This is a genomic window from Streptosporangium vulgare (genome assembly GCF_042428775.1).
Taxonomy (GTDB): domain Bacteria; phylum Actinomycetota; class Actinomycetes; order Streptosporangiales; family Streptosporangiaceae; genus Streptosporangium; species Streptosporangium vulgare.
Map to the genome: position 1 here is coordinate 93,594 of NZ_JBHMBS010000013.1, position 23,698 is coordinate 117,291.

Annotated in this window: 13 protein-coding genes and 1 pseudogene; 7 read left to right on the forward strand and 7 right to left on the reverse strand. The window is 72.8% G+C overall.

The genetic code is table 11. From position 1 onward, the window contains the following. Window positions 1-28: 28 nt before the first annotated feature. On the reverse strand, window positions 29-1,186 hold the full coding sequence (locus tag ACFFRH_RS26160) for a winged helix DNA-binding domain-containing protein (protein ID WP_344745293.1): 1,158 nt from the start codon (window positions 1,184-1,186) through the stop codon (window positions 29-31). 11 nt (window positions 1,187-1,197) lie between these two features. Next, window positions 1,198-2,409, reverse strand: coding sequence for a cytochrome P450 (locus tag ACFFRH_RS26165; protein ID WP_344745294.1), 1,212 nt, complete (start codon window positions 2,407-2,409; stop codon window positions 1,198-1,200). 277 nt (window positions 2,410-2,686) lie between these two features. On the opposite strand from ACFFRH_RS26165, the gene ACFFRH_RS26170 reads away from it, so the two are divergent. The 4 genes and pseudogenes from ACFFRH_RS26170 (at window position 2,687) to ACFFRH_RS26185 (ending at window position 10,249) form a co-directional block, all read left to right on the forward strand. Continuing rightward, the gene (locus tag ACFFRH_RS26170; protein WP_344745295.1) at window positions 2,687-5,233 is read left to right on the forward strand and encodes a S9 family peptidase; all 2,547 of its coding nucleotides are present in this window, start codon (window positions 2,687-2,689) and stop codon (window positions 5,231-5,233) included. Then, window positions 5,230-8,700 (forward strand): non-ribosomal peptide synthetase, encoded by a 3,471-nt coding sequence (locus tag ACFFRH_RS26175; RefSeq protein WP_386160258.1) that lies wholly within the window; start codon window positions 5,230-5,232, stop codon window positions 8,698-8,700. The genes ACFFRH_RS26170 and ACFFRH_RS26175 overlap by 4 nt, the downstream gene beginning before the upstream one ends. A gap of 663 nt (window positions 8,701-9,363) precedes the next feature. After that, window positions 9,364-9,690 (forward strand): annotated as a pseudogene (locus ACFFRH_RS26180) (histidine kinase); the annotation flags it as partial. A 361-nt stretch (window positions 9,691-10,051) separates the two neighbouring features. After that, window positions 10,052-10,249 carry a hypothetical protein gene (locus ACFFRH_RS26185; RefSeq protein ID WP_344745298.1) on the forward strand — a complete coding sequence of 66 codons (198 nt, stop codon included), beginning with the start codon at window positions 10,052-10,054 and terminating at the stop codon, window positions 10,247-10,249. A gap of 167 nt (window positions 10,250-10,416) precedes the next feature. Here ACFFRH_RS26185 and ACFFRH_RS26190 read toward each other — a convergent pair whose 3' ends face one another. Beyond that, entirely contained in the window at window positions 10,417-11,628 is a 1,212-nt protein-coding gene (locus tag ACFFRH_RS26190) for an acyltransferase family protein (protein ID WP_344745299.1), read from the reverse strand. Beyond that, window positions 11,625-14,486 carry a condensation domain-containing protein gene (locus tag ACFFRH_RS26195; protein WP_386160260.1) on the reverse strand — a complete coding sequence of 954 codons (2,862 nt, stop codon included), beginning with the start codon at window positions 14,484-14,486 and terminating at the stop codon, window positions 11,625-11,627. The genes ACFFRH_RS26190 and ACFFRH_RS26195 overlap by 4 nt, the downstream gene beginning before the upstream one ends. Before the next feature lie 115 nt (window positions 14,487-14,601). Between ACFFRH_RS26195 and ACFFRH_RS26200 the strand changes: the two genes are divergently transcribed. The 3 genes from ACFFRH_RS26200 (at window position 14,602) to ACFFRH_RS26210 (ending at window position 17,022) form a co-directional block, all read left to right on the forward strand. Beyond that, window positions 14,602-15,366, forward strand: coding sequence for an SDR family NAD(P)-dependent oxidoreductase (locus ACFFRH_RS26200; protein ID WP_386160262.1), 765 nt, complete (start codon window positions 14,602-14,604; stop codon window positions 15,364-15,366). Window positions 15,367-15,574: 208 nt separating this feature from the next. Continuing rightward, a complete protein-coding gene (locus ACFFRH_RS26205) occupies window positions 15,575-16,015 on the forward strand; it encodes a VOC family protein (RefSeq protein WP_386160264.1) in 441 nt (146 codons plus the stop codon). Beyond that, window positions 16,012-17,022, forward strand: a complete 1,011-nt coding sequence (locus ACFFRH_RS26210) for a class I SAM-dependent methyltransferase (protein WP_386160266.1) — start codon at window positions 16,012-16,014, stop codon at window positions 17,020-17,022. The genes ACFFRH_RS26205 and ACFFRH_RS26210 overlap by 4 nt, the downstream gene beginning before the upstream one ends. A gap of 265 nt (window positions 17,023-17,287) precedes the next feature. Here ACFFRH_RS26210 and ACFFRH_RS26215 read toward each other — a convergent pair whose 3' ends face one another. From ACFFRH_RS26215 to ACFFRH_RS26225, 3 genes are all read right to left on the reverse strand, one after another. Further along, window positions 17,288-18,757, reverse strand: coding sequence for a glycosyl hydrolase (locus ACFFRH_RS26215; protein ID WP_386160268.1), 1,470 nt, complete (start codon window positions 18,755-18,757; stop codon window positions 17,288-17,290). 263 nt (window positions 18,758-19,020) lie between these two features. Next, window positions 19,021-21,645, reverse strand: a complete 2,625-nt coding sequence (locus ACFFRH_RS26220) for a glycoside hydrolase family 2 protein (protein ID WP_386160270.1) — start codon at window positions 21,643-21,645, stop codon at window positions 19,021-19,023. Window positions 21,646-22,120: 475 nt separating this feature from the next. Next, window positions 22,121-23,149: a LacI family DNA-binding transcriptional regulator gene (locus ACFFRH_RS26225; protein ID WP_386160272.1), complete on the reverse strand. Its 1,029-nt coding sequence runs from the start codon at window positions 23,147-23,149 to the stop codon at window positions 22,121-22,123. Between the last annotated feature and the right edge of the window lie 549 nt (window positions 23,150-23,698).

Consider the following 23,698-nt stretch of genomic DNA (forward strand, 5'->3'; position numbering starts at 1 on the left):
GACGGTCAACGGGCGCCCCGGAAGGGACTCAGCGCTTCTTGCCGACGAGCTTGCCCGTGGACAGGGTGGCCTCGGCGCCGTAGAAACGGCCGACGCGCTCGACCTCCTTCTCCAGCTCCTTGGTCTGGCCCGAGTCGAGCTTGACGAACGACTCCAGCTTGATCTCGACCTTGCCGCCCCTCTCCCTGCGCTCCCACATCCCGGAGACGACCCCGTCGACCAGCATGATCTGGTGGGCGACCGCGCCCTCGTACCTGCCCCGGCCGTGCTCGAAGACGCGGGCGGCGGTGTCCTTGGGCACGACGACCTCCTTGGGGCCGCTGCCGAGGACGTACGCCTCGTACTGCGGCAGCAGCCGCACGCAGCTCGGATCCGACGGCCAGCGCCCCTCGTCGGCGGCGAGGACGTACGCCTTGCGCCCCTCGACCTCGACCTGGGCGATCTCGTCGCCGAGCGACTCCAGCGCCTCGCGCGCCTCGGGCGGCCTGAGCGCGAACCAGCGGGCCAGGTCCTGGTGGGTGGCGGGACCGTACGCGCGCAGGTAGCGGCGCACGATCTCCATCGCCGACTCCTCGGGGTCGGGCTGGTCCTTGACCTCGGTCTTCAGCCCCGCCCACCGGTCGGGCCTGACGTAGGTGACCTTGGCGCCCCGCACCGGCCCGAAGCAGAGCACCCCGAGGTAGGCGACGGGACGCAGCAGCTCGCCCCAGTTGGAGGCGAGCTTGTCCTTGGCCCACGCGCCGACGTGCCCGGAGACCTCCCTGGCCAGCTCCTCGCGGGTGAGGCACTCACCGTCCAGCGCCTCGCGGACCGCGTCGACGAACGCCTCGCCCTGCTTGGCGGTGAGCCCGTGGTGGGCGTGCCAGCTGTCCTTGGCGCGCCAGTAGGGCTTCCAGCGCATGGCCGCCATCCACAGCGCCAGCTCGTCGGCGGCGTGCACGTGCAGGGTGCCGCGCAGACTGTACGTCTTGACGAGGCGCTTCTTGTCGTACAGCTCGGCGCGCACCTGCTCCTGCGTGGCGTCCTTCACCCGTGACCCGATGGCCAGCTCGGCCGCTGCGGCGACCTGCGACTGCACCCCGCACACGTCGCGCACGGGTTTGCGCAGGTCGCCGGAGACGGGTTTCACGAGATGGTGGCGGGCCAGCCGCCGCGCGTGGACCTGATCCCAGGTGAGTGAGTTCATGGTCGACGCTTCTACCCCATGGGATGGAGCCGAACCTGGACGTGCTTGACGCCGTTGATGACGGGAGAGCGCAGATAGTCGGGCGGCCCGAGCAGCTCCGCCCCCGACACCGAGTTCGCGAGCTCGTCCAGGAAGACGGTGAGCTCCAGCTCGGCGAGGGCGGCTCCCAGGCAGAAGTGCGGCCCGGAGCCGAACGCGACGTGCCCGCTGCGGGAGCTGCGCGGCCGCCCGACGTCGAACACCTCGGGGGAGTCGAACACGCGCTCGTCGCGGTTGGCGGAGGTGTGCCAGATGACGACGTCCTGGCCCGCGTGGATGGTCTTGCCGTGCAGCTCGGTCTCGCGGGCGGCGCGGCGCAGCACGTGCCGGCTGGGCGAGGTCCAGCGCAGCAGCTCGCCCACCGCGTTGGGCACCAGCTCGGGTTCCTTGCGCAGCCGGTCCCACTGGTCGGGGTGCTCCATGAAGGCGAGCAGCCCGCCGACTGCGGCGTGCCGGGTGGTCTCGTTGCCGCCGAGCATCAGCACGTCGAAGAAGAGCAGGCACTCCTCCTCGCTCAGCACCCCCGCGTCCTGGGAGCGGGCGAGCAGGCTCACGATGTCGTCGCCGGGCGACTTGCGGCGCTTCTCCACCAGGCCCTGGCAGTACAGCAGGAGCTGGCCGTGCGCCTGGGCGGCGTTGGCGCGCACGTCGGAGGTCATCTGGTACTCGCTGTCGTGCGAGCCGAACGCCGTGGAGGTGAGCCTGAGCATCAGGTCCCAGTCCTGGCGCGGCACGTCCAGCAGCGCGGAGATGCCCGCGACGGGCAGGGCCGCCACGACGGTGGCGAAGTCGCACTCCCCCTGCTCCAGCGCGTCGGCGAACACGTCCCTCACGACCGAGCGCAGGTACGGCTCCAGGGCGGCGATCGCCCGGGGGGTGAAGCACTTGTTGACCAGCTTGCGCAGCTCGGTGTGCCGGGGCGGGTCCGTCGTGTTGATCATCTTTCCGGAGCCCTGGTCACCGGTGTTGCGGTGCGGGCCGAGGGTGTTGGTCTGGTTGGAACTGAACGTCCGGGGGTCCTTCTGGACGTTCACGCAGTCCTCGTACCGGGTGACCGACCAGAAGCCGGGCTCCTTGCCGTCGGGGTTCCAGTAGAGCGGGTCGTTGTCTCGCAGGTGGCGGAAGACCTCGTGGGGTCTGTCGCCGACGTGCAGATCGGCATCGGCCAGATCGACATCAGTCATTTAGGAACTTCCCATTCCTCGGAGAATTTTCCGGCAGAAGTCATCTCGCCGGCGGGATGACCCGATTAGCGGGATGACCCGATTGGCGGGGGCCTGATTGGCGAAGGCCTGCATTAGGGGCAGGCCCGATTGGCGGTGGGACGAGGTCGATTACCGGCGGGCGACCCTGATTGACCCGCGGCCGCCAGATTAAGGCGAGGGCGGGATTATAGGCCGCCCACCGGAGACCCGTTCGAGCGTTTTTCCGCGTTTCCGGCGACATGGTTATCGTCCTCCCATGGTGCTACGTGTCAAGCTCGTCCTGTCGTTGCTCACGGCCGCCGCCCTGGTGGGAGGCGCTTCGCCACCGGCTTCCCCGGTGGCGGAACGACCAGCCGCCGCGGGGGCCGCGCGGCCGTTCACGATGCAGGACTTCATGACCACGAGGAAACTCGGTCAGGTCGTCCCGTCCCCCGACGGTAAAGCGGTGGCGGCGGTCGTGAAACGCGGGCCGAGCGAGTCGAGCAGATATGGCGCATCATTCGTCGACGGAAACGAGCGCGCGGACATCTGGATAGCCGACGGCGAGGGACCGGCACGCGACGTGACGCACGGCGCGAAGGACGGCACCGGCCACTACAACCCGGTGTGGTCGCCCGACGGGCGCATGCTGGCCTTCGCCTCCACCCGGGGCGGCGACGACGTGTTCCTGCACGTGTGGGACCGCGAGACGGGCGAGACCCGCAAGCTGACCCCGCGCGGGGTGCAGACGATGACGAACGCCTCGGGCTACCTGATCCAGTGGCTGGACGCGCGGCGGGTGATAGCCCCGATGGTGAACGCCGGCCGGTGGACGCTGGAGTACGGGCAGTGGCTGGAGGCCCAGCGCGTCGCCCCGAAGTCGTGGGCCAAGGTCGAGAAGGGCAAGGAGACCACCGCCTCCGTCCTCGACAGCTCCATGACCCAGGGCCAGGACAAGCTGGACGAGGAGATCGTCGTCGTCGACGCCGTCACCGGGAAGCTCACCTCTGCGGGCCCGGCCCGCACCTACACGGCGGGCAACCTGGTGGCCGACCCGACCGGGCGGAACATCGCCCGGGTGGACGACCTCGGCCCCACCCCGGCGGTCGACGGGCAGCTCAAGCGCATCATGGAACGGCGCACCCAGCTGGCGATCGCCTCCGCCTCCGGCGGGCAGCCGCGCGTGATCGACGACGTGCCGAGCCCCTCGGTCACCGTGCAGCCCCGCTGGGCCGCCGACGGCTCCCGGCTGCTGATCGTCGGCAAGGCCACCCCCGAGACGCCCGACCCGTTCACCGCCTACCTCGTCCCCGCCACCGGGGGGAAGGCCGCGCCGCTCGCCGCCGACCGGCTGGTGGCCACCGGCCTGCTGTGGGGCGCGGGCACCCCGCTGGTCCGCGGATTAAAGGTCGCCGACGCCGCGAACCCGATGGCCCGCCAGGACTGGTGGGCGTTCGACCCCGCCGACCCGGCCGCCGCGCCGCGCGACCTGACCTCGCGGTTCAAGGTCCCGCCGCTGGAGCTGGTGCCGGTGCCCGGCGGCGTGCTGGGCGTGGCCGACGGGCGCGCCTGGCTGATCGACCCGCGCACCGGGCAGGCGCGCGACCTGAAGGCGACCGGCGCCGCCCCGCTGGCGGAGCTGGCCTGGCCGCTGGACGACGGCGTGCGGCGCAACGGCGTGCGGCCCACCGACCGGGGCGGCGCCGAACCGGCCAACCCCCGCCTCGACCGCGACTTCCCCCTGGTGCTGGCACGCGACGCCAAGGGCGGCCTGTACGAGCTGGCCCCCGGCGCCTCTCCCGTGCTGACCCCGCTCCCCCTTCCCCACCCCGAGGCGGGCGTCGCCGGGTACTCCCCCGCGAACCGCACCGCGGTCTTCGGCGCGGGCGGCGACCAGGGCACCGCGCTGTGGACCTCCCACGCGGGCCGCCACACCCAGCGGCTCTCGCTGAACGGCCACCTCGCCCAGGTGACCCCCCCGAAGCGCGAGCTCATCACCTACAAGGGCGCGAACGGGGAGAAGCTCACCGGCGCGCTGCTGCTGCCGCCGGGCCACCGCGACGGGCAGCGCCACCCGCTCGTGGTCAACGTGTACGGCACCCGGATCGTCTCCACGCTGGAGGACGTGCCGGAGTTCAAGGTGAACAACCCGAGCTACCTCACCCTGCAGTTCCTCGCGGCCCGCGGCTACGCCGTGCTCGTCCCCTCGATCCCCCGCCCCGAGGGGAAGGCCGCGGCCGAGCCGATGACGTGGCCCACCAAGCCGATCATGAACGCGGTGGACGCCGCGATCGACGAGGGCGTGGCCGACCCGAAGCGGCTGGCGGTGCTGGGACACTCCTTCGGCTCCTACAACGTGCACAGCCTCGTCACGCAGACCGACCGCTTCAAGGCGGCGATCGCGATCTCCGGCTTCTCCGACGTGATCAGCAGCTACGGCGTGTTCGACTCCCGCTTCCGCTACACGCCGCGCGCCCAGGAGTGGTTCGCGCCCGCCTACATCGAGGACCCGGCGTTCGAGTTCGGGCTGGGCAAGCCCCCGTGGGAGGACCCGCAGAAGTACGTGCGCAACAGCCCGCTCCTGCACGCGGGCAAGATCAAGACGCCGGTGCTCATGCTGCACGGCGAACGTGACTACCTGACCCACACCGGCTCGGAGGAGATGTACACCGCGCTGGCCAGGCAGGCCAAGAAGGTGCGGCTGGTCAGCTACTGGGGCGAGGCGCACATGCCGTACTCGATGATCTCCCCCGCGAACTTCCAGAGCATGATCGAGCAGGAGCTGGAGTGGCTCCGCCTGAACCTGCCCGGAGGCAACCAGTGAGACTCTTCTCGCCCGCCCAGGAACGGGCCTGGCTGGAACACCGGATCCGCGGCGACGCCGTACCGGACGGGATCTCCCTGCGGCTGCGGCTGACCGGCCCCCTCGACGACAAGGCGCTGGGCTCGGCGCTCGGCGACCTGGCCGAGCGGCACGAGGTGCTGCGCTGGGCCCTGCCCACCCGGGGGGACGGCCCCCGCCCGGTGGTGTCGGCCGGGGCGCTGCCCGCGCCGCGCGCGGTGCCGGTCGAACCGGACAGGCTCGGCCCGGCGCTGGCCGAGGTGGAGAGCCGGCCGTTCGATCCGGTGACGGGGCCGCTCGCCCGCGTCTCCCTGCTGGAGCTCGGCCCCGAGGAGCACGTGCTGGTGCTGCGCATGCACCCGTGCGTCGCGGACGGGGGCTCGGTCGCCGTGCTCGCCGCCGACCTGGCCGAGCTGTACCGGGCCCGGGCCGAGGACGGCTCCCCCCACCTGCCCGGCACACCCCGCGTACCCGCCTCGGCCCCGGGCACCGGCCCCGAGGTGGCGGACGGGGACAGGCGGGAGTTCTGGCGCGAGGCGTTGCGGGACGTGCCGCCGCTGGAGGTGGCCACCGACCGGCCCCGCCCCGGGCGCCGCTCCGGCGCGGGCGGGGCGCACCACTTCGAGGTGACCGTACCGCCCGAGCTGGGCGTCCCCGCCCAGGCGGTGCTGGCGGCGTTCGCCGTCCTGCTGGCGCGCTGCTCGGGCCAGGAGCGCTTCACGGTCGGCGTGCACGCCCCCGGCCGTGTCTCGGGGCTGCTCGGCGGGGAGCCGAACGAGTTCGCCGGGACGGCGGGGCCGCTGGACGACCTCGTCCCCCTGCCCGTGGACCTGTCCGGCGACCCGGACCTCACCACGTTCGCCGCCCGCCTGGACCGGACCGCGGACGACGCCTGGCGGCATCGGCTGCCGCTGCAGGACCTGGCCACCGCCGTCGCCCCGCCCCGCGACCCCAGCCGGGGCGCGCTGTTCGACGTGGCGTACGGCGTCGTCCCCCGTCCCGCCGCGCACGAGGCGGCGGGCCTGCGCCTCGAACCGCTCGGCGACCGGGAGCCCGCGGCCCGGCGGACGGCCTGCGACCTGGACCTGCGCCTCACCGCGGACACACCGGCCGGGACCGTCGCCGGGACCGGGACCGGGACCGGGACTGAGACCGGGACCGGGGAGGGCGACGGAGCCCGGACCCCGACCCGAAGCGAGAACGGGACCGGGACCTGGAACGGGGAAGGCGACGGAGACGGGGCCGGGGAAGGTGACCGGGAAGGCGACCGGTTCCCGGCGACCCTGACCTACGCCACCGATGTCTTCGACCACGCCACGATCGAGCTGATGGCCGCCCGCCTGACCCGGCTGCTCGGCGAGATGGCCCGTTCCCCCGGGCGGCCGGTGCTCGACCTGCCGCTCGACGACCGCTCGGGCCCGATCGCGGGCCCGCCCGCGGCGGTGGACCTGGACTCCCCGGAGTCCACCCTGGCCGCGCTCATCGCCGCCCAGGCCGGGCGCACCCCGGACGCGACGGCCGTGGACGGGGACGACGGACGGCTCACCTATCGCGAGCTGGACGAACGCGCCAGGGAGCTGGCCGGATGGCTCGCCGCCGAGGGGGTCGGCCCCGGCGGTGTGGTCGCGATCTGCCTGCCGCGCTCGGCCCGTCTGGTCACGGTCGTGGCCGGAGTGCTGTACGCGGGCGGCGCCTTCCTGGCGCTCGACCCGTCGCAACCGGCCCCCAGGCTGGAGTACCTGCTGTCCGACGCGGCGGCGACCGTCCTGGTGAGCACCGGGGAGATCCTGGACGGCCTGCCGCAGGGCGGGGGGCGCCGTCTCGACCTCGACCGGCGCGACCCCGCCAGGACCGCCGAGCCCGGCCGGGCCGGGCCGCGCGACCTCGCGTACATGATCTACACGTCGGGCTCGACCGGCCTGCCCAAGGGGGTGCTGCTGGAGCACTCCGGCGCGTGCAACCTGGTCATGGCCCTCGCCCCCGAGCTGGGCATCGGGCCCGGGGTGCGGCTGCTGCAGTTCGCGCCGCCGACCTTCGACGCCTGGGTGTGGGAGGTGTTCACCACGCTGGTCTCCGGCGGCACCCTGTGCGTGCCGGAGGCCGGGAACATCCTCGTCGGCCGGGCGCTGAGCAGGTGCCTGTCGGAGCGCGAGGTGAACGCCGTGCTGCTGCCCCCCTCGGTGATCGCGACACTGCCCGGCGACGACCCGCTGCCCGGCCTGCGGGTGCTGGTGACCGGCGGCGAGGCGTGCACCCCCGAGCTGGTCGAGCGCTGGGGTACCGGCCGGCGCATGGTCAACGCCTACGGGCCGACCGAGGCGACCGTCATCGCGACCCTCGCCGACTGCTCGGCCGGAGAGGGCGTACCTCCGATCGGACTGCCCATGGCGGGGGCGTACGCGCTGGTGCTGGACGTCGCCGGGCGCGTCGCGCCGTGGGGGGTGCCCGGCGAGCTGCACGTCGGCGGCGCGGGCGTGGCACGCGGCTACCACCGGCGGCCCGCGCTGACCGCCGAGCGGTTCGTCCCCCTCGCCGGACCACCGCCCATGACACCGGGCACGCCGTCGCCCTCGGCACCGGACGGGCCTCCCCCTTCGACGGCGAGCGGACCATCCCCTTCGAGGCCGGACGGGTCATTCCTACCGACGTCGAACGGGTCATCCTCCTCGGGGTCGGGCGGGCCTTCGCCTTCGACGCCGGGCGGGCCGTCCCGGGTGTCCGGCGGTCGGCTCTACCGGACCGGTGACCTGGTGCGGCAGCGCCCCGACGGCCGCCTCGACTTCATCGGCCGGGTGGACCACCAGGTCAAGCATCGCGGCTACCGGATCGAGCTGGGCGAGATCGAGCAGACGCTGCGGGCCTGTCCCGGCGTGGACGACGCGGCGGTGGCGCTGGAGGACGAGCAGCTGGTGGCCTACATAGCCACCACCGCCACCCCGGAATCCACCTCCACCTCCGCTTCGGCCCCCTCCACACCCTCGCGCGCCCCCTCCCCGGAACCCACCCCGGCCTCCGCCTCCGGTCCTGAACCCACCCCCACTCCCGCTCCCGCTCCGGTGACGGCGAAGGACGCCAGGGCGTGGACGGCCGGGCGGCTGCCCGGCTACATGGTGCCGGGGACCGTGCACGTGCTGGACGAGCTGCCGCTGACCACCGCGGGCAAGATCGACCGACGACGGCTGGCCACCTCGGCCGCCCGCGCGGGGAGCCGGTCGGACGAGCCGCGCGACCGGCTGGAGCTGGAGGTGCTGGAGGCCTTCCGGCGGGTGCTGGACGAGCCGGGGATGGGCCCGCACGACGCCTTCTTCGAGTCGGGAGGCGACTCCCGGCTCGCGGTGACGCTGCTCGGCCGCCTGCGCGGCGGCCTGCGCAGACCGGTCGCGGCCCGGCTGCTCTGGGAACGCCCCACCGCCGCGGGCCTCGCCTCGGCCCTGCGCGAACTCGGGTAGGCCGGCCCCCGCGCGGACGCGGCCCCCTCCCCTGCCCACGGGCCGGCCACGAACCGCCCGTTCCGGTACGCCGCGAGCCGGGCGCCGGGCTCGCCGACCTCCTCGGCGTGCGGGAGGAACCGTTCCGGCGGGTGTCCGGGCCGGGGTTCGACGACACCGGCCCGCGCCGCGGAGGATGATGGCCCACCTGGGCGAGAGCCGGCACGGATACCGCGTCGTCGTCCGGGCTCACGGCGAGGCGACCTGGCCTAAGGTTTAGGCGTGCGTGTGGCACGAACCCCCATGAAGATCGCGCGTTTCCTCAGACGCCCCCGGGTCTTCGACACGACGCTGGTGATCGTGCTCTCCGCCCCGGTGCTCCTGGGCGTGGTCTCCGTGCTCCTGAGCACGGCCTCCGTGACCGTCCCGGTCGACACACGGGTGATGATGGCCGCAGGGCTCCATCTGGCGAGTTCCCTGTGCCTGCTCATGAGGCGTGGCCGGCCGATCCTCACCACCGTGCTGGTGGCCGCGCTGAGCGTGGTGGGCATCATGACGCAGTCGCTGTCCTTCCTCGGCCTGCCCTCGTTCGTCGCGTACTACAGCCTGGGCCGCTACACCACCGGCCGCCCGACACTGATCACCTCGGTGACGGTCTTCGTCGTCTACGCGATCGACATGGAGATGTCCCTTCCCGCGACGGGCGGCTGGCTGGCGTCCCTGTTCGCCGTCTTCGTGCCCGTGGGCATCGGCCAGTTCGTCCGGCTCAGGACCGAGCTCAACGAGCGCGGCAGGCAGGAGGCCGCCGGCGCCGCCGTGCGCGCCGAGCGACGGCGTATCGCCGGGGAACTGCACGACGTGGTCGCCCACCACATCACCGTGATCAACGCCCTGGTCGGCGGCGCGCGGGCCACGCCCCCCCCCGAACAGGACGTCGCCAGGAACGCCCTGGGGAGCGCCGAGCGGACGGCCCGCCAGGCGATGTCGGAGATGCGTCACCTGCTCGACGTGCTCAGGGCGGACGGCAACGAAGGACCGGACGCCGCGACGGGGGTGAACGCGGGGCGGCTGCCCGCACTGATCGAGGAGGCCAGGTCGTCGGGACTGCCCGCCGGCCTGTCGGTGACCGGCGAGCCCGTCGAGCTGCCCGCCGCCGTTGACCACGCCGTCTATCGGATCGTCCAGGAGGCGCTGACCAACACGCGCAAGCACGCCGTCAGCGCCAGGGCCGACGTGCGGCTGGCGTACGAGCCGTCCGCGGTGGAGGTCGAGGTGATCGACGACGGCCTGGCGAGAGAGGCCGGCGTGCCGGGGTTCGGACTCAGCGGCATGGCCGAGCGGGTGGCGTTGTGCGGCGGCCGGCTCGCTGGTCGTGTCCGGCCGCGACAGCGGCTCTCTGGGCCCGTGGAGCGGGTTCGCGGTCTACCTCGTCTGGGTGGCCGTTCCCGTGATCACCGGCTTCCACGGCGTCTTCTGGTTCGCCGTCGCCATGCTCGTGGTCGTGCTCGCCGCCGTCCCGCTCCTGCCCCGCCGCGAGGAGGCTCCTCACCGCGTCGGCGTCCCGGCGTGACCCGCGGACGGCTCCGGCCGCGGGCATCCACTCCACCCTCCGCGGGGACCCCGAAGACGCCTCCGGGACTCCGGAGGCGTCTTCGGGGTCCCGGAGGCGTCTTCGGGGTCCCGGAGGCGTCTCCACCGGGTACTCCGGAGACGCGGGACGCGGTGCGCCCCCTCGTGTCACATGGAGGGTTCCGCGCCCGGTGCCGGGGTGGCGGCCTTGGGCTCGCGGCGCAGCAGGGCCCGCAGCCTCTTCTCGATCGGGTACTCGTACAGCCGGTACAGCCCCCACGACAGCAGCACGCTGACGACCAGGCCGGCGAGCGCGTACGGCAGGTGCGCCCAGGTGGGCTGCGGGAAGTCGTAGAGCGACTGCCGCCCGAACGCGTGCTTGGCGATGGGGAAGAGCACCAGGAAGTGGATCAGGTAGAAGGCGTAGGACCACTGGCCGAGCGCCACCAGCGGGCGGGAGCTCAGCAGACTGCGCCGACCGGCCAGGTCGTTGGTCGCCGCCGCCGCGATGAGCAGCGCGAACACCACGATGCTGCCCCGGTTGGCGGTCTCGGCCAGCGCGGTCTGCCACACGCCGGACCAGGACCACGCCCACAGCAGCGCGAAGTAGCCGACCGTGATCGCGGTCGCCGTGCGCAGCCCGATCGGGCTGCGCCAGCCCCGGCGCACCGCGGCGGCGATCACGATGCCCAGCACGAACTCGCTGACCCGGGAGATCGGCGAGTGGGTGGCGAAGTAGTACAGGTCCGAGCTGAACCAGTTCTCCGCGGTGAGCTGCGGATTGGCCAGCCAGAGCCACACGCGCGTGCCGATGCTGATCGCGATGAGCACCGCGGCGATCAGAACCATCTGCCGCAGGGTACGCCGCACGATCGGGCGCACCACGAACGGGAAGACCGCGTAGAAGAACGCCTCGCACGACAGCGACCAGGAGACGGTGTGCGGCACGGTGTCGCCCTGGAACGACGCCGGGAACCACGCCTGCACCATGAGCAGCGTGGCGACCGTCCACCACACCAGCGACGTGCCGCCCTCGGTGGGCCAGAGCTGGCCGCCGACGAGCAGCGCGACCGCCGCGACGGTGGTGATGAGCAGCGACGGCCAGATCCTGGCGAAGCGGCGCCAGTAGAACTTCGGCGCGGTGTCCCTGTCGAAGAACGTCCAGGTGAGGACGTAGCCGGACAGGACGAAGAAGAACGTCACCCCGGCCGTGCCGAGGACGAACAGCTCGTTGAGGTAGGGCAGGGGCAGCAGGATCGCGACGTGGCTGAAGAACACGCCGAACGCGGCGAACCACCGCAGGCCGGTCAGCGACTCCAGCCGTGTCCTGGGCGGTCCCTCGATCGTCTCCGGTGACGGCCTGGCGGCTACCGAGGTCATGACGCCGCCTCCTCTCCTGTGAGGCCGGCTTGCGCGCGGCGTTCGTCGACGAGCGCCGCCTGCTCGCGGACGGTGGCGTGCCGCAGCAGGTCGGGCAGTTCCACCTCGACGCCGAACGCCACCTCGTAGCGCAGGCTCAGCCTGGCCAGGGTGAGCGAGTGGCCGCCGAGGTCGAGGAAGCCGTCGGAGGCGCCGATCTCCTCCACGCCGAGCAGCTCGCGCCAGATCCCGGCGACGGCCTCCTCGGTGCCGCCCTGGACCGGCACGTGCCCGCCCTCGTCGGCGGGGGCGTCGGGGCTGGGCAGCTCCTCGTGGGCGACGCGGCCCTCGGCGGTCCTGGGCAGGGAGTCGAGGACGGTGACGGAGCCGGGCACCTGGTACTCGGGCAGGTGGGCGGTGAGCTCCTTGGTGTCGATCCCCTCCCCCACCACGTACGCGGCGAGCCGGTCGTGGCGCACGTCCACGGCGGCCTCGGCCACGCCGGGGCGGCCGGCCAGGGAGCGGGCCAGCTCGTCGGTGTCCACCCTGAACCCGCCGACGGTGAACATCCGGTCGAAGCGGCCGAGCAGCTCCGTCGAGCCGTCGGGCAGGGTACGGCCTCGGTCACCGGTGGCGGTGCCGTGGACGTGGATCTCGCCGGGCACGCCGGTGGCGCCGGGGCGCCCGGCCCGGTCGACGACCTCGATCGGCGTACCGGCCAGGGGTTCGCCGAGGAGGACGCCCCTGCGGGGTTCGGCGAGCGGGTCGACCCGGCAGGCCGCGGCCCAGCGCTCCCCGTACAGGGTCCAGGTGGGAACGGCCGCGGCCAGCTCCCTCGCGAGACCGGGCGGGGTGGCGGCCGCGTCGCAGAGCGCGGTGAACGGCCGGTCGGCGGGCAGGCCGTCCTGGAGCAGCAGCCGCCACGCGGCGGGCGGGGCGTGCACGACGGTGGCGTCCGCGACCAGCTCCCTCAGCCGTCCGGCGTCGCGGGCGGCCTCGGGGGGCGCGGTCACCAGGTGCGCGCCGTGCAGGAGTGCCAGCAGCATGGCGTCGGTGAACGCGCCGGACGCGGGCGGGGCGAAGGTGAGCACGGTGTCGGCGGCCCCCAGGCCGATCCGCGAGGCCAGGCCGGCGATCGGCGCGGCGGCCACGCTCGCCGTACGGCCGTCGAGGAGGTCCGCCTTGAGGCGGGCGTACCGCCAGACGGCGGGGTCGGGGCTGTCGGCGGACGGTGGCTCGGCTCCCCTGCGCACGGCGGGCACGAGGGTCTCGGCACGCGCGTCGAGCTCGGCGTACGTCAGCGTGACGGCGGAGGAGGCGCCCCCGGAGGACGTACCCGTGGAGGACCCGTGAGTGGTGACGGCGGGCGAGTCCGGGGTGAGCCGCACCCGCTCGGCCAGGACGGCGTCCGCTCTCTCTGCGTCGCCGGTCTCCGGCTCGGGAAGCCGGGGGGCCGGGGGAAGGGAGAGGTCGCCGACCGGCCGGTCCGGGTCGGCGCAGGCCTTGGCGACCAGGAGCGCGAACTGCTCGGCGAGGACCTCGACGGTTCCGGGGTCGAACAGGTCGTCGTTGTAGCCCCACAGGCCCGCCATGCCGTCGCCGTCGACGCTGAAGTCCACCATCAGGTCGAAGTGCGAGACCTCGACGTCGGGGACGAACTCCGAGGCCCGCACGCCCGGCAGGTTCAGGAAGACCCCGTCGTTGTCGCGCACCCCGAGCCCGGCCTGGAACAGCGGCGTGTGGCTCTGCGGCCGCTGCGGGTGCAGCTCGCGCACCAGCTCCTCGAAGGGCATCTCCTCGTGGTCGTGTCCCTCGACGGAGGCGTGGCGCACCCGGCGCAGCAGCTCGCGGAAGGTGGGCTCGCCGCGCAGGTCGAGGCGGAGGCAGATGATGTTGATGAAGCACCCGACGAGCGCTTCGAGCTCGGGCCGGATGCGCCCGGCGGCGGGTACGGCGGTGACGATGTCGGCCTGGCCCGCGTAGCGCGACAGCAGCACGCCGTAGGCGGCCAGCAGCACGGTGAACGGGGTGGTGCCCTCGTCGCGCGCCACCGCGCGCACGGCGGCGACGACGTCGCCGGACAGCCGGGAGCGGTGGAAGCGGCCCGCGCGGCGCCGGTGCGGCGGCCGGGGCCGGTCGGAGGGCAGGTCGAGCAGGCGGGGAACGCCGTCCAGGGTCCGCCGCCAGTAGTCGACCAGGCGCGAGCGCACGTCCTCGGTGCGCAGCCGCTCGCGCTGCCAGACGGAGAAGTCGGTGTACTGCAGGTCCAGGTCGGGCAGGCTCGCGGGCCCGCCGGCGGCGGTGTAGAGGGTCTCGATCTCGCGTCCGACGATGCCGAAGGACGGGTCGTCGAAGACGATGTGGTGGAAGGTGAGCACGAGCACGTGGTCGTCGGGTCCCAGCCGGAGCAGCAGGGCCCGCCAGAGCGGCCCGTGGCGCAGGTCGAACGGGGCCAGGATGTCGTCGGCGGCCATCCGCGCGGCCTCCGCCTCGACATCGGGATCGGCCTCGTCGCCCAGGTCGGCCTCATCGCTCAGGTCGACGGAGCGCAGCACGCTCGCGGGCGCGTCGCCGACGCGCTGCACGGGCATGCCGTCGACCTCCTCGACGGTGGAGCGCAGGATCTCGTGCCGCCTGATCACCTCGCACAGCGCCCGGTCGAGGGCGTCGGCGTCGAGGGGACCGCGCAGCCGCAGGGTGGCGGGCACGTGGTAGAACCCGAAACCCGGATTGAACATCTCGCCGAACCAGATGCGCTCCTGAGTCGAGGAGACCGGCACCCCCGAAGCCGGCACGGGATGTCGCGGGATGCGATCTCGTTCGCGCCGGCGGCGGGCGATCAGGTCGTGCACATTGTCCGCGCTGTTGGCAATCGTCATGTGAATGGTGTCCTCACGTCTGTGGGGTGCAGCGTGAATGCAGAATTTTGCGTCAGGATATGTCTGGATAAGCGAGAGCATTTGTCCCCTATTGCGAAAAGGCGGCGAAACGGATATGGAGCTGCAGGGTGTGACGGCGCTGGTCTCGGGGGCCGGCGGGGGGCTGGGCGCCGCCACCGCGCGCGAGCTCGCCAAGGCCGGCGCGCACGTGGTCGTGGCCGACCTGGACGCCGGCCGGGGAGGCCGGGTGGCCGACGAGGTGGGCGGCACGTTCGTGGAGACCGACGTGACCGACGCGGGGTCCGTCGAGCGCGCCGTGGAGGTGGCCGCCGGGGCCGCGGGGCCGCTGCGCGTGGCGGTGAGCTGCGCGGGGATCGCGCCCGCCGCCCGCACGGTCGGCCTCGACGGCAGGCCGCACGACGTGGAGACCTTCGAGCGGGCGCTCGCGGTCAACGTGGTCGGCACCTTCAACGTGATGCGCCTCGCCGCCGCCGCGATGGCCGCGACCGAGCCGCTGGAGGACGGCGAGCGCGGCGTGGTCGTCAACACCTCCTCGGCCGCCGCCGAGGACGGCCAGGCGGGCCAGGTCGCCTACGCCGCCTCCAAGGGCGCGGTCGCGGCGCTCACCCTGCCGGCCGCCCGCGACCTGGCCTCGGTCGGCGTGCGGGTGTGCGCGCTGTCACCGGGTTTGTTCGACACCCCGCTGCTCGCGGCGATCCCGCCGGAGTTCCGGCGCCCGCTGGAACGGCAGATCGTCTTCCCGCCCCGGCCGGGAACGCCGGAGGAGTTCGCGCGGGCGGTGCGCGCCGTGTGCGAGCTGGGCTATCTCAACGCGGCGGTCGTCCGCCTGGACGGCGGCCTGCGCCTGCCGAACACCTGAGGCCGGACGGCCCGCCCGAACACCTGGAGTCGGACGGTGGCCCGCCCCGCCGAACCTGGAACCGGACGGCGGCCCGCCCCTGCCGAGCGCCCGAAGTTTGAGCGCCGGATCTCCGAGCAGAACACCGAACCCGTGAACGCCGGGACGTCTCGCCGGCGGGATGCGGGGTAGCGTCCCGTTACGTTTCCATGGTCACCGATCGAAGGAGATGAGGAAATTGCTCACCCCACCCGACGGAATGCCGAGAATCACCCCCGTCATCTTCTACTCCGACGTCGAGAAAGCCATCGAATGGCTCATCGAGGCGTACGGATTCGAAAAGCGCAAGGTGCTGAACGACGACGACGGGTCCGTCGTCCACGCCGAGCTGTCGTTCGGCGAGGGTGTCGTGCAGCTCGCCGGGACGGGCGACGGCCGCAAGCACGAGCCGCAGGGCGAGGGCGAGCTGCGCCAGAGCCTGTACGTGTTCGTGGACGACGTGGACGAGCACTACGAGCGCGCGAAGGCCGCCGGGGCGGTGATCCGCGACAAGCCGGACACGCGCTTCTACGGCGACCGCAACTACACCTGCGAGGACCTGGAGGGACACCACTGGGTCTTCGCCCGCCGGGTCGAGGAGATCCCGTACGAGGAGATCGACACCCCATGAGCGCCGTCGAGCAGGTCAGGGAGCTGTACGAGCGTTACCCGTGCCCGTCGCTCACCGTCGGCGACGACCTGATCCTGGACCTGGCGCTCGGCATCGGCATGGTCGCCAGGGACAAGACCCTCGCGGGCAAGCGGGTGCTGGACGCCGGGTGCGGCACCGGGCACCAGCTGCTCGGGCTCGCCTCGCAGTACCCCCGGGCGCACTTCACCGGCATGGACCTGTCGCAGTCGTCGCTCGACGTGGCCGAGGAGCTGCGCGAGCGCAACGGGCTCACCAACGTGGAGCTGGTACGCGGCGCCATCGGCGGGGACGGCTTCGAGGGCCCCTACGACCTGATCGTGATGACCGGCGTGCTGCACTGCCTCGACGACCCCCGCGCGGGCCTGGCCTGGCTGGCCGAGCGGCTCTCGCCCGGCGGGCTGATGTACCTGTGGCTGTTCCACAGCTTCGGCGAGCACCAGCGGCTGATCGACCGCGAGCTGGTGCGGCTGCTGTCGGGCGGCGACACCGGCGAGGAGGGCCTGTCGGTGGTACACCGGCTGGGTTTCGGCCGGTCCGCGGGCCGCTACGGCACGGGCACCGCGCCCGGCGCCGACCCGCGCGACCAGGACGTGCTGGACGCCGACGCCTACCTGCACCCGGTCATGCGCACCCACCGCTTCGGCGACGCGGCCCGCCTGTTCGAGGGTCTCGACGGGATCGGCTGGGTCGCGCTGAACGGCGTCAACTGGGACGGCGGCGGCAAGATCCTGGACCTGGGCCGCCGCCACCCCGTCTCCCCGGTGTTCCTGTCGGACGCCGACCTGTTCGACGACGAGGAGCTGCTCGCGCGCTACGCCGGGCTGTCCGTCGCCGAGCGGGCCGCGGTGATGGAGCTGCGGCTGGCGCCGACCGGCTTCACCATCGTGGCCGGCACCCCGGAGGCGGAGAAGCTGTGCGAGTCCAGGATCTCGGGCAACGTGCTCCTGCGGAACCAGGCGCCCGCACCCGGCGGGACCGGCGGGTGACCGGACCGTTCCCCGTACGGGCACGCTCTCCGGCCCGCCCTCTTCCTGGTCCGGAGGTCTCGACGTCGCCGGGCCCTCCGGCCGAGGACGTTCGGACCGGCCCGCGTGGGCCGGCCCGAACGTCACGATCGGACCGGAATCAGATACGGCCGTGAACCGGGCTCGCACCCGGCCGTGGAGCCGGGTTCGTAACCGGCTCCCGGGTTCGTAACCGGCTGTGGACACGGGCTCGTACCCGGCCGTGAACCCGGCTCGTACCCGAACGTCAGGCGGGGAGGGTCCACTTCTGCCAGGCGTTCGCGTTGCAGTCCCAGATCTGCAGCCGGTTGCCGTTGGTGACGGCCCCGCCGGGCGCGTCGAGGCAACGGCCGGACAGGGGGTTGCGCAGCTGGGAGGCCGAGTTGGCCTGCCACTGCTGGGCGGCGGAGCCGTTGCAGTCCCACAGCTGGATCACCGTGCCGTTGGCGGTGCCGGCGCCGGTGACGTCCATGCACTTGCCCAGTACGCGAACCGTCCCGTCGGTGCCGACCGTCCAGCTCTGGGCGGTGGAGCCGTTGCAGTCCCACAGCTGGACCGCCGTGCCGTTGGCCGAACTCGCCGCCGCGACGTCCACGCACTTGCCGCCCACACCCCTGATCGGGCCCGTCCGCGCCGGCGTGCCGCCGCCGGAGACGGCGAACTCGCCCTGGTTCAGGACGCGCGGGTGGTAGTAGGCGTTCTGGATCTCGGTGTTGCTGTTGTCACCACGCAGCTGCTCCGACCAAAGCATGAAGTAGCTCCAGCGCGTCTGGCCGTCGAGCAGGGCGGCGTTGGGCATCTTCCCCATCTCCGCCAGCGCGATCGGCTTGGAACCGGCGATGTTCTGGATCTGCTGGTAGTCGCTCTGGCTGGGGTGGCTCTTGTACCAAACGTCCAGCGAGACGACGTCGACATACTGGGAGCCGGGATAGTAGGCGGCCCAGTTACCGGCGGGGTTGTCCTGGACGTTCCACACCCAGATCAGATTGGTGAGTCCCTTGCCGACCAGGTAGTCGCGGGTGATCTGGTAGAGGCGGGCGCCGCCGTTGGAGCCGGGACGGTTGCCCCACCAGTTCCAGGACTCGTTCATCTCGTGCAGCGGGCGGAACAGGGCCGGGACCCCGGCGTCCTTCAGCTGCTGCAGATAGGGTACGACCTCGTCCAGGCGCCGCTTCCAGGCGTTGTTCAGCGCGCTGCCGTTGGTGACGATCTGGTTGAACTGGTCGGCGGAGATCTGCGTCTTCACGCCGCCGTCGAACTGGCAGGTGCTGCCCCCGGTCGGCGTGCAGACGTGCCAGGTGAGGGCGACGAGGGAGCCGTTGGCCCATTCGGTCTTGGCCTGATCGATCACGCGCTGGCGGTTGGCGACGTCTTCGGGGCGGAACATCAGGTCTCCGCCCCACAGGCCCGGGTACTGACCGGTGACGTCCTTTACCTGCTGGGTGTACTGGCCGGGGCTGCTGGCCGGCTCCTTGTTGTGCTGCCCGGAGACGACGTTCCTGCCGGTGATGGAGGTCAGGTAGTCGATGACGGCCTGCCTGGACGACGCGGGAAACGCCTGGGCCTGCGGGGGTGCAACGACTCCCAGGCCCAGTGTCATCAGGAAGGCGGCCACTCCGGCCCGGACCCGGCGACGTGTCCTGCCCGCAGGGTGGTGAGCGGCGGCGCGCGGACGGCCGGACGGGCCGTCGGGACGCCGCGGTGAGGTGAGACGCACTTTCTTCTCCTCTTGTCTGACGTGTCCCCCGAGGACTGAGGGACGGCCCGCCGGGGCCGTCGTGGTGAGGTGGTGACCGCCCACCGGATCCGGAGCGCCCGCCCCTCTCGCCGTCCGCGGTGACCGTGGAGAACGAGGGTCACGGGGACCGGACGCTCCGAGGAACGGCGGTCGCGGAGACCTGAGGAACGGTCACCGTGGAGAACGGTCACCGGGCCCGGCCGGGACCAGGTCGTCACGACCGGCCCGGCCGGAACCCGCCGTCACGGCCGGGCGGCCTCTTCGACGACTCGCGCGCCCCCGCGTGCGACCTCCCACGCGGGTGCCTGGGCGGGCGCCTGCGCGGCGTTGACCGTGAACAACGCCGCCCGTACCGACGTGAGGTCCACCTCGGAGGCGCCGGCCCCGGTCACGCCGACGACGCACCTCTCCCCCGGGAGCAGGGTGACCAGGCCCCGGTCGGCCCTCGCCCCCGGGGCGACCCGGTCGGCCTGGAAGAGCAGGTCACGGACGAACGCGTGCGCGGTGATCACCAGGTCGAACCCGCCGGCGCGCGGCTCGACCTCGATCGCCAGATCGGCCGCCGGGTAGGCGAAGTCGCGGTCCTCGCAGCCCAGGACGACGTCCCGCAACCCCTCGACGTCGGCGACGAGCAGTTCCCGGTACCCGTCCTCGAACGTGACCACCTCGGCCGAGAGCGGCAGCGCCGCCACCGATCGCGGTGGCACGGTGAACGGCAGGGTCTCCTCCGCCAGGACGGTCCCGTCGGCCGACATCCTCCGCGCGCCCGCGAACCCGTCCCACTGCCCGGCGGACTGGTTGTCGACGACCAGCACCCGTTCCCCGTCCCGGACCTGGAAACTCACCAGCCTGTCGGCGTACAGCCGGAGCAGCTCGTGGTAGAGCGGCTTGGGACGGCCCGCGCCGTCGATCGCGGCCCACGAGGTGACCGGCCAGCAGTCGTTGAGCTGCCACACGACCGTCCCGGCGCAGATCGGCCAGTACGACCGCCAGTGGGCGACGCCGGTGGCGACGGCGCGGGCCTGGTTCACCTGGGTGAGGTAGTGCCAGTCGTCGAAGGTCGCCGGAGCGCCGAAGTGGTGGGCCAGTCCCCGATCGAGCTTGCCGTTGCCGTCCTCGGCCTTCTGGTGGTGGAGCATTCCGGGTGAGCGCGGGCCGAGCGGCTCGTCGGTGACGGCGTCGCGCAGGGTGGCGTACGCCGGTGGCGCCTGCCAGCCGAACTCTGCGGCGAAGCGGGGCACGTCGTTCAGGTAGTCGGTGTAGTCACGGCGGTTCCACACCTCCCAGAAGTGGGACGGCCCGTGCGCCGGGTCGTTGGGGTGGTGGTCCCACGAGCCCGACCACGGGCTGCCCGCGCTGTAGGGACGGGTGGGGTCGAGCTCGGCGACCACCCGGGGCAGCAGGCCGAGGTAGTAGCCCTCGCCCCAGCTGTCACCGGCCAGCTCCTCCTCCCACCGCCAGTCGCGGAAGCCCCACAGGTTCTCGTTGTTGCCGTTCCACAGCACCAGGCTGGGGTGCGGGGCCAGGCGCACGACGTTCTCACGGGCCTCGGCCTCGACCTCGCCGCGCAGCGGCCGCTCCTCGGGGTAGGCGGCGCAGGCGAACAGGAAGTCCTGCCAGACCAGCAGGCCCAGCTCGTCGCAGGCCTCGTAGAAGGCGCGGTCCTCGTAGATCCCGCCACCCCACACCCTGACCAGGTTCACCCCCGCGTCCCTGGCCTGGGTGAGGCGGTGCCGGTATCGCTCGGGGGTGACACGTGCGGGAAGGGCGTCGTCGGGGATCCAGTTGACGCCCCGGGCGAACACCGGCTCACCGTTGACGACGAGCACGAAGGAGGTGCCGTGCTCGTCGGGGGCGTATTCGAGGGCGACCGCGCGGAACCCGATCCGCCGCTCCCAGCGGTCGAGTTCCGCGCCCGTTCCCGCGTCGGCCAGGGTGACGCGGCAGGCGTACAGCCGCTGGTCCCCGTACCCGCGCGGCCACCACCGCTCCGGGTCGGGCACCTCCAGGACGACGACCGCGTGGACCTGGCCGGGCTCGATCTCCGCCCGTGCCGCACGGCCCGCCACCTCGACGGTGACGGCCAGTCCCCTGGCCGCGCCGGTGGCGGTCCGTTCCAGGTCGACGTGGGCCTCGACCCTGCCGTTCGCGTCCGCGACCGTCACCAGCGGCCGCACGCCCGCCAGCCGCGCGGTGCTCCAGCTCTCCAGCCGGACCGGCCGCCAGATCCCGGCGGTGACCAGGGTGGGGCCCCAGTCCCAGCCGAAGCTGCTCGCCATCTTGCGAACGTAGTTGAAGGGCTCGGGATAGGCGTTGGGCCGGGCGCCCACGATTTCGCGCACCTTCTCCGCCTCGGTGTAGACCGACGTGAAAAGGACCGACAGGACCCGGCTGCCGCCGCCGTCACGACCACCGCCGCCACCGCCGTCACGGCCACCGTGGTCACCGCCGTCGCCGTCACCGCCGCTGTCACGACCACCACTGTCACCGCCGTCGCCCAGGCCGGTCACGTCGAACCGGTACGAGCGGTGCATGTTCCGGGTGGTGCCCAGCTCGGCGCCGTCCAGCACGACGGTCGCGACCGTGTCGAGCCCTTCGAAGACCAGGTCGGTGCGCTCGAAACCCCCGGGTGTGGCGGGCAGCTCGGTCTCGTAGCGCCAGTCGGCCCGGCCGACCCAGGCGACGTCGAGCTCGTTGCGGTCCAGGTACGGGTCGTCGATCAGCCCCGCGGCCAGCAGGTCCACGTGGACACAGCCGGGAACCTCGGCGGGCACCGCCTCCCGCCGGAGGCGGCCGAGGGCTTCGGGAGCCGTCCCCTCGGCCAGACGGAGGGTCCACCCCGAGGTGAGGGGCGTGCTCTGCTTCAACCGATGCTCCTCGCTCAACAAAGGACATATAACGACAGAAAGGCCGGTGTTTCACCAACCAGGACGTTTCTCGGATCAACGTAACCATTCACCCGTCCCCTGTCTAGACCGTTTTAGTAACTCCGCCCGGATGGGCCTCCCGGATCACCGGCCCCCTCCCCAAGGCCGTCCGCACCTGGGGCGGTACGGGGCCACCAGGCAGAGGGGCGGCGAAAAGCCTGCTCAGGAGGCATATCCCGATCGCCGGGAAGAGAGCCCGGCGGAGGGTCGCGGCCATGACGCCCGGCTCACGCCGCCGCCGCCCTCCGTGCCCGGCGGCACGGCCATGCCCCGGCACGCGGCCCGGGGGGCTCGCGTTCATCCTTTTCGCTATTGCGTTTAGTCGCGGAGCTGAAATTTTCGACTCACGTCCGCGCGGGCACGGGAGCAGCCCGGCGGGTCCTCCCCACCGGGCCGGGGTGCCGGGGTGCCGCCGTCAGCGGCGCGGCGGAGCGGTCGACGCCCTCGGGATCAGGCTCGGGGACTGGGCGGGGTGGGAGACGCGCTCCTCCCCGTTGATGACGTCGAAGAGGGCGTGCGTGACCTCGGCCCCGAAGGAGAACACGTCGTGCTGCATGGCCGAGAGGGTCGGCCGGGTGAGCTGGCACAGCTGGGAGTCGTCCCAGGCCAGCAGCGAGAGGTCCTCGGGCACCGACAGCCCGAACTCGCCGGCGACACCGAGCGCGGCCACGGCCATGATGTCGTTGTCGAAGATGATCGCGGTGGGCCGGTCGGGGGCGAGCAGGAGGTTGCGGCACGCGCGGCTGCCCTGGTCGGCGGAGAAGTCCGCCACGGCGGTGCGGGCCTCCAGGCCCATCTCCCGCGTCACCGCGGTGAAGGCGTCGGTGCGGATGACGCTGTGCCCGAGCTCGGCCGGGCCGCTGACCCGGTCGATGCGGCGGTGTCCCAGGGCGGCGAGATAGCGCACCGCCTCCACGATCGCGGCGGCGTCGTCGGTCCACACGGACGCGAACGGACCCGCGAGGCTCGGGTGTCCCACCACGACGGCCGGCAGGCCGATCTCGGCCAGGGCGGGGATGCGCGGGTCGTCCACCCGCAGGTCGACCAGGATGCTGCCGTTGACGCGCCCGCCCTGCCACCACTCCCGGTGCACCTGGATCTCCTCGTCGGCCTCGATCAGCCGCAGCAGGAGCGAGCACGAACGGCGGCCCAGGACGCTCTCGATGCCGGAGATGAACTCCATGTAGAACGGTTCCAGCCCCAGCATCCGGGCCGGACGGGCGATCGCCAGGCCCACGGTGTGCACGTTGTGCCCGGACAGCGAGGCCGCCGCCTGGTTCGGCCTCCAGCCGAGCTCGCTGGCGGCCTGGAGGATGCGCTCCTTGGTCGAGGCGGACACTCCGGGCTTGTCGTGCAACGCGATCGACACGGCCGAGGGGGACACGCCCGCCCGCGCCGCGACATCCTTGATCGTCGCCTTGCGTCCCTTGTCCGTCGCGCCCATCTGCCTCACCTGGCACATCCCCCTTCTGTAACGGTCCACCTGTCCGACCCTAGCCGCGGGGAGCGCGTCCGGCCCGGCCGTCGCGTCACGAGCGGCCCCCGCCCGGACGGACGGCTCGCTCACAGCGGGCGCCGAAGGGCCGGAGGGCTCGGATCGGCGTGTCGACGGGCGGATCGAGCGGGCCGGAGCCGCCCGGCGCCGACGCGAGCACCCTGCCCCGCGGGCAGCATGAGCAGGCCATTCCCACCTCCCCCGACATCCCCATACCGTACTACAACGATTGATGAACGAGTCAGACGTGGCCGGGGAAGGCCGACGTCACGCCACCGAGCTCCGTCCCACCGCCGTCCCACCGCCGCCCCACCGCCGCCCCACCGCCGCCCCACTGCGGAGCCACCACAGAACCACTGCGGAACCGGCGCACAAGCACCGCCGACCGGCTCGGATGCGCGGCCGAGGTGCCGGGCGGACGGCCACGGTCAACGGGAGATGTCCGCCCGCGTCGCGCCGAAGCCGAATTCGACCGAACTGAAGATGTTCGTCCGGTCA

Coding starts and splice junctions, on each gene's coding strand:
- ACFFRH_RS26160 (WP_344745293.1), bottom strand. CDS start 1,186: ATGAACTCACTCACCTGGGATCAGGTCCACGCGCGGCGGCTGGCCCGC.
- ACFFRH_RS26165 (WP_344745294.1), bottom strand. CDS start 2,409: ATGACTGATGTCGATCTGGCCGATGCCGATCTGCACGTCGGCGACAGA.
- ACFFRH_RS26170 (WP_344745295.1), top strand. CDS start 2,687: ATGGTGCTACGTGTCAAGCTCGTCCTGTCGTTGCTCACGGCCGCCGCC.
- ACFFRH_RS26190 (WP_344745299.1), bottom strand. CDS start 11,628: ATGACCTCGGTAGCCGCCAGGCCGTCACCGGAGACGATCGAGGGACCG.
- ACFFRH_RS26195 (WP_386160260.1), bottom strand. CDS start 14,486: ATGACGATTGCCAACAGCGCGGACAATGTGCACGACCTGATCGCCCGC.
- ACFFRH_RS26200 (WP_386160262.1), top strand. CDS start 14,602: ATGGAGCTGCAGGGTGTGACGGCGCTGGTCTCGGGGGCCGGCGGGGGG.
- ACFFRH_RS26205 (WP_386160264.1), top strand. CDS start 15,575: ATGAGGAAATTGCTCACCCCACCCGACGGAATGCCGAGAATCACCCCC.
- ACFFRH_RS26210 (WP_386160266.1), top strand. CDS start 16,012: ATGAGCGCCGTCGAGCAGGTCAGGGAGCTGTACGAGCGTTACCCGTGC.
- ACFFRH_RS26225 (WP_386160272.1), bottom strand. CDS start 23,149: ATGGGCGCGACGGACAAGGGACGCAAGGCGACGATCAAGGATGTCGCG.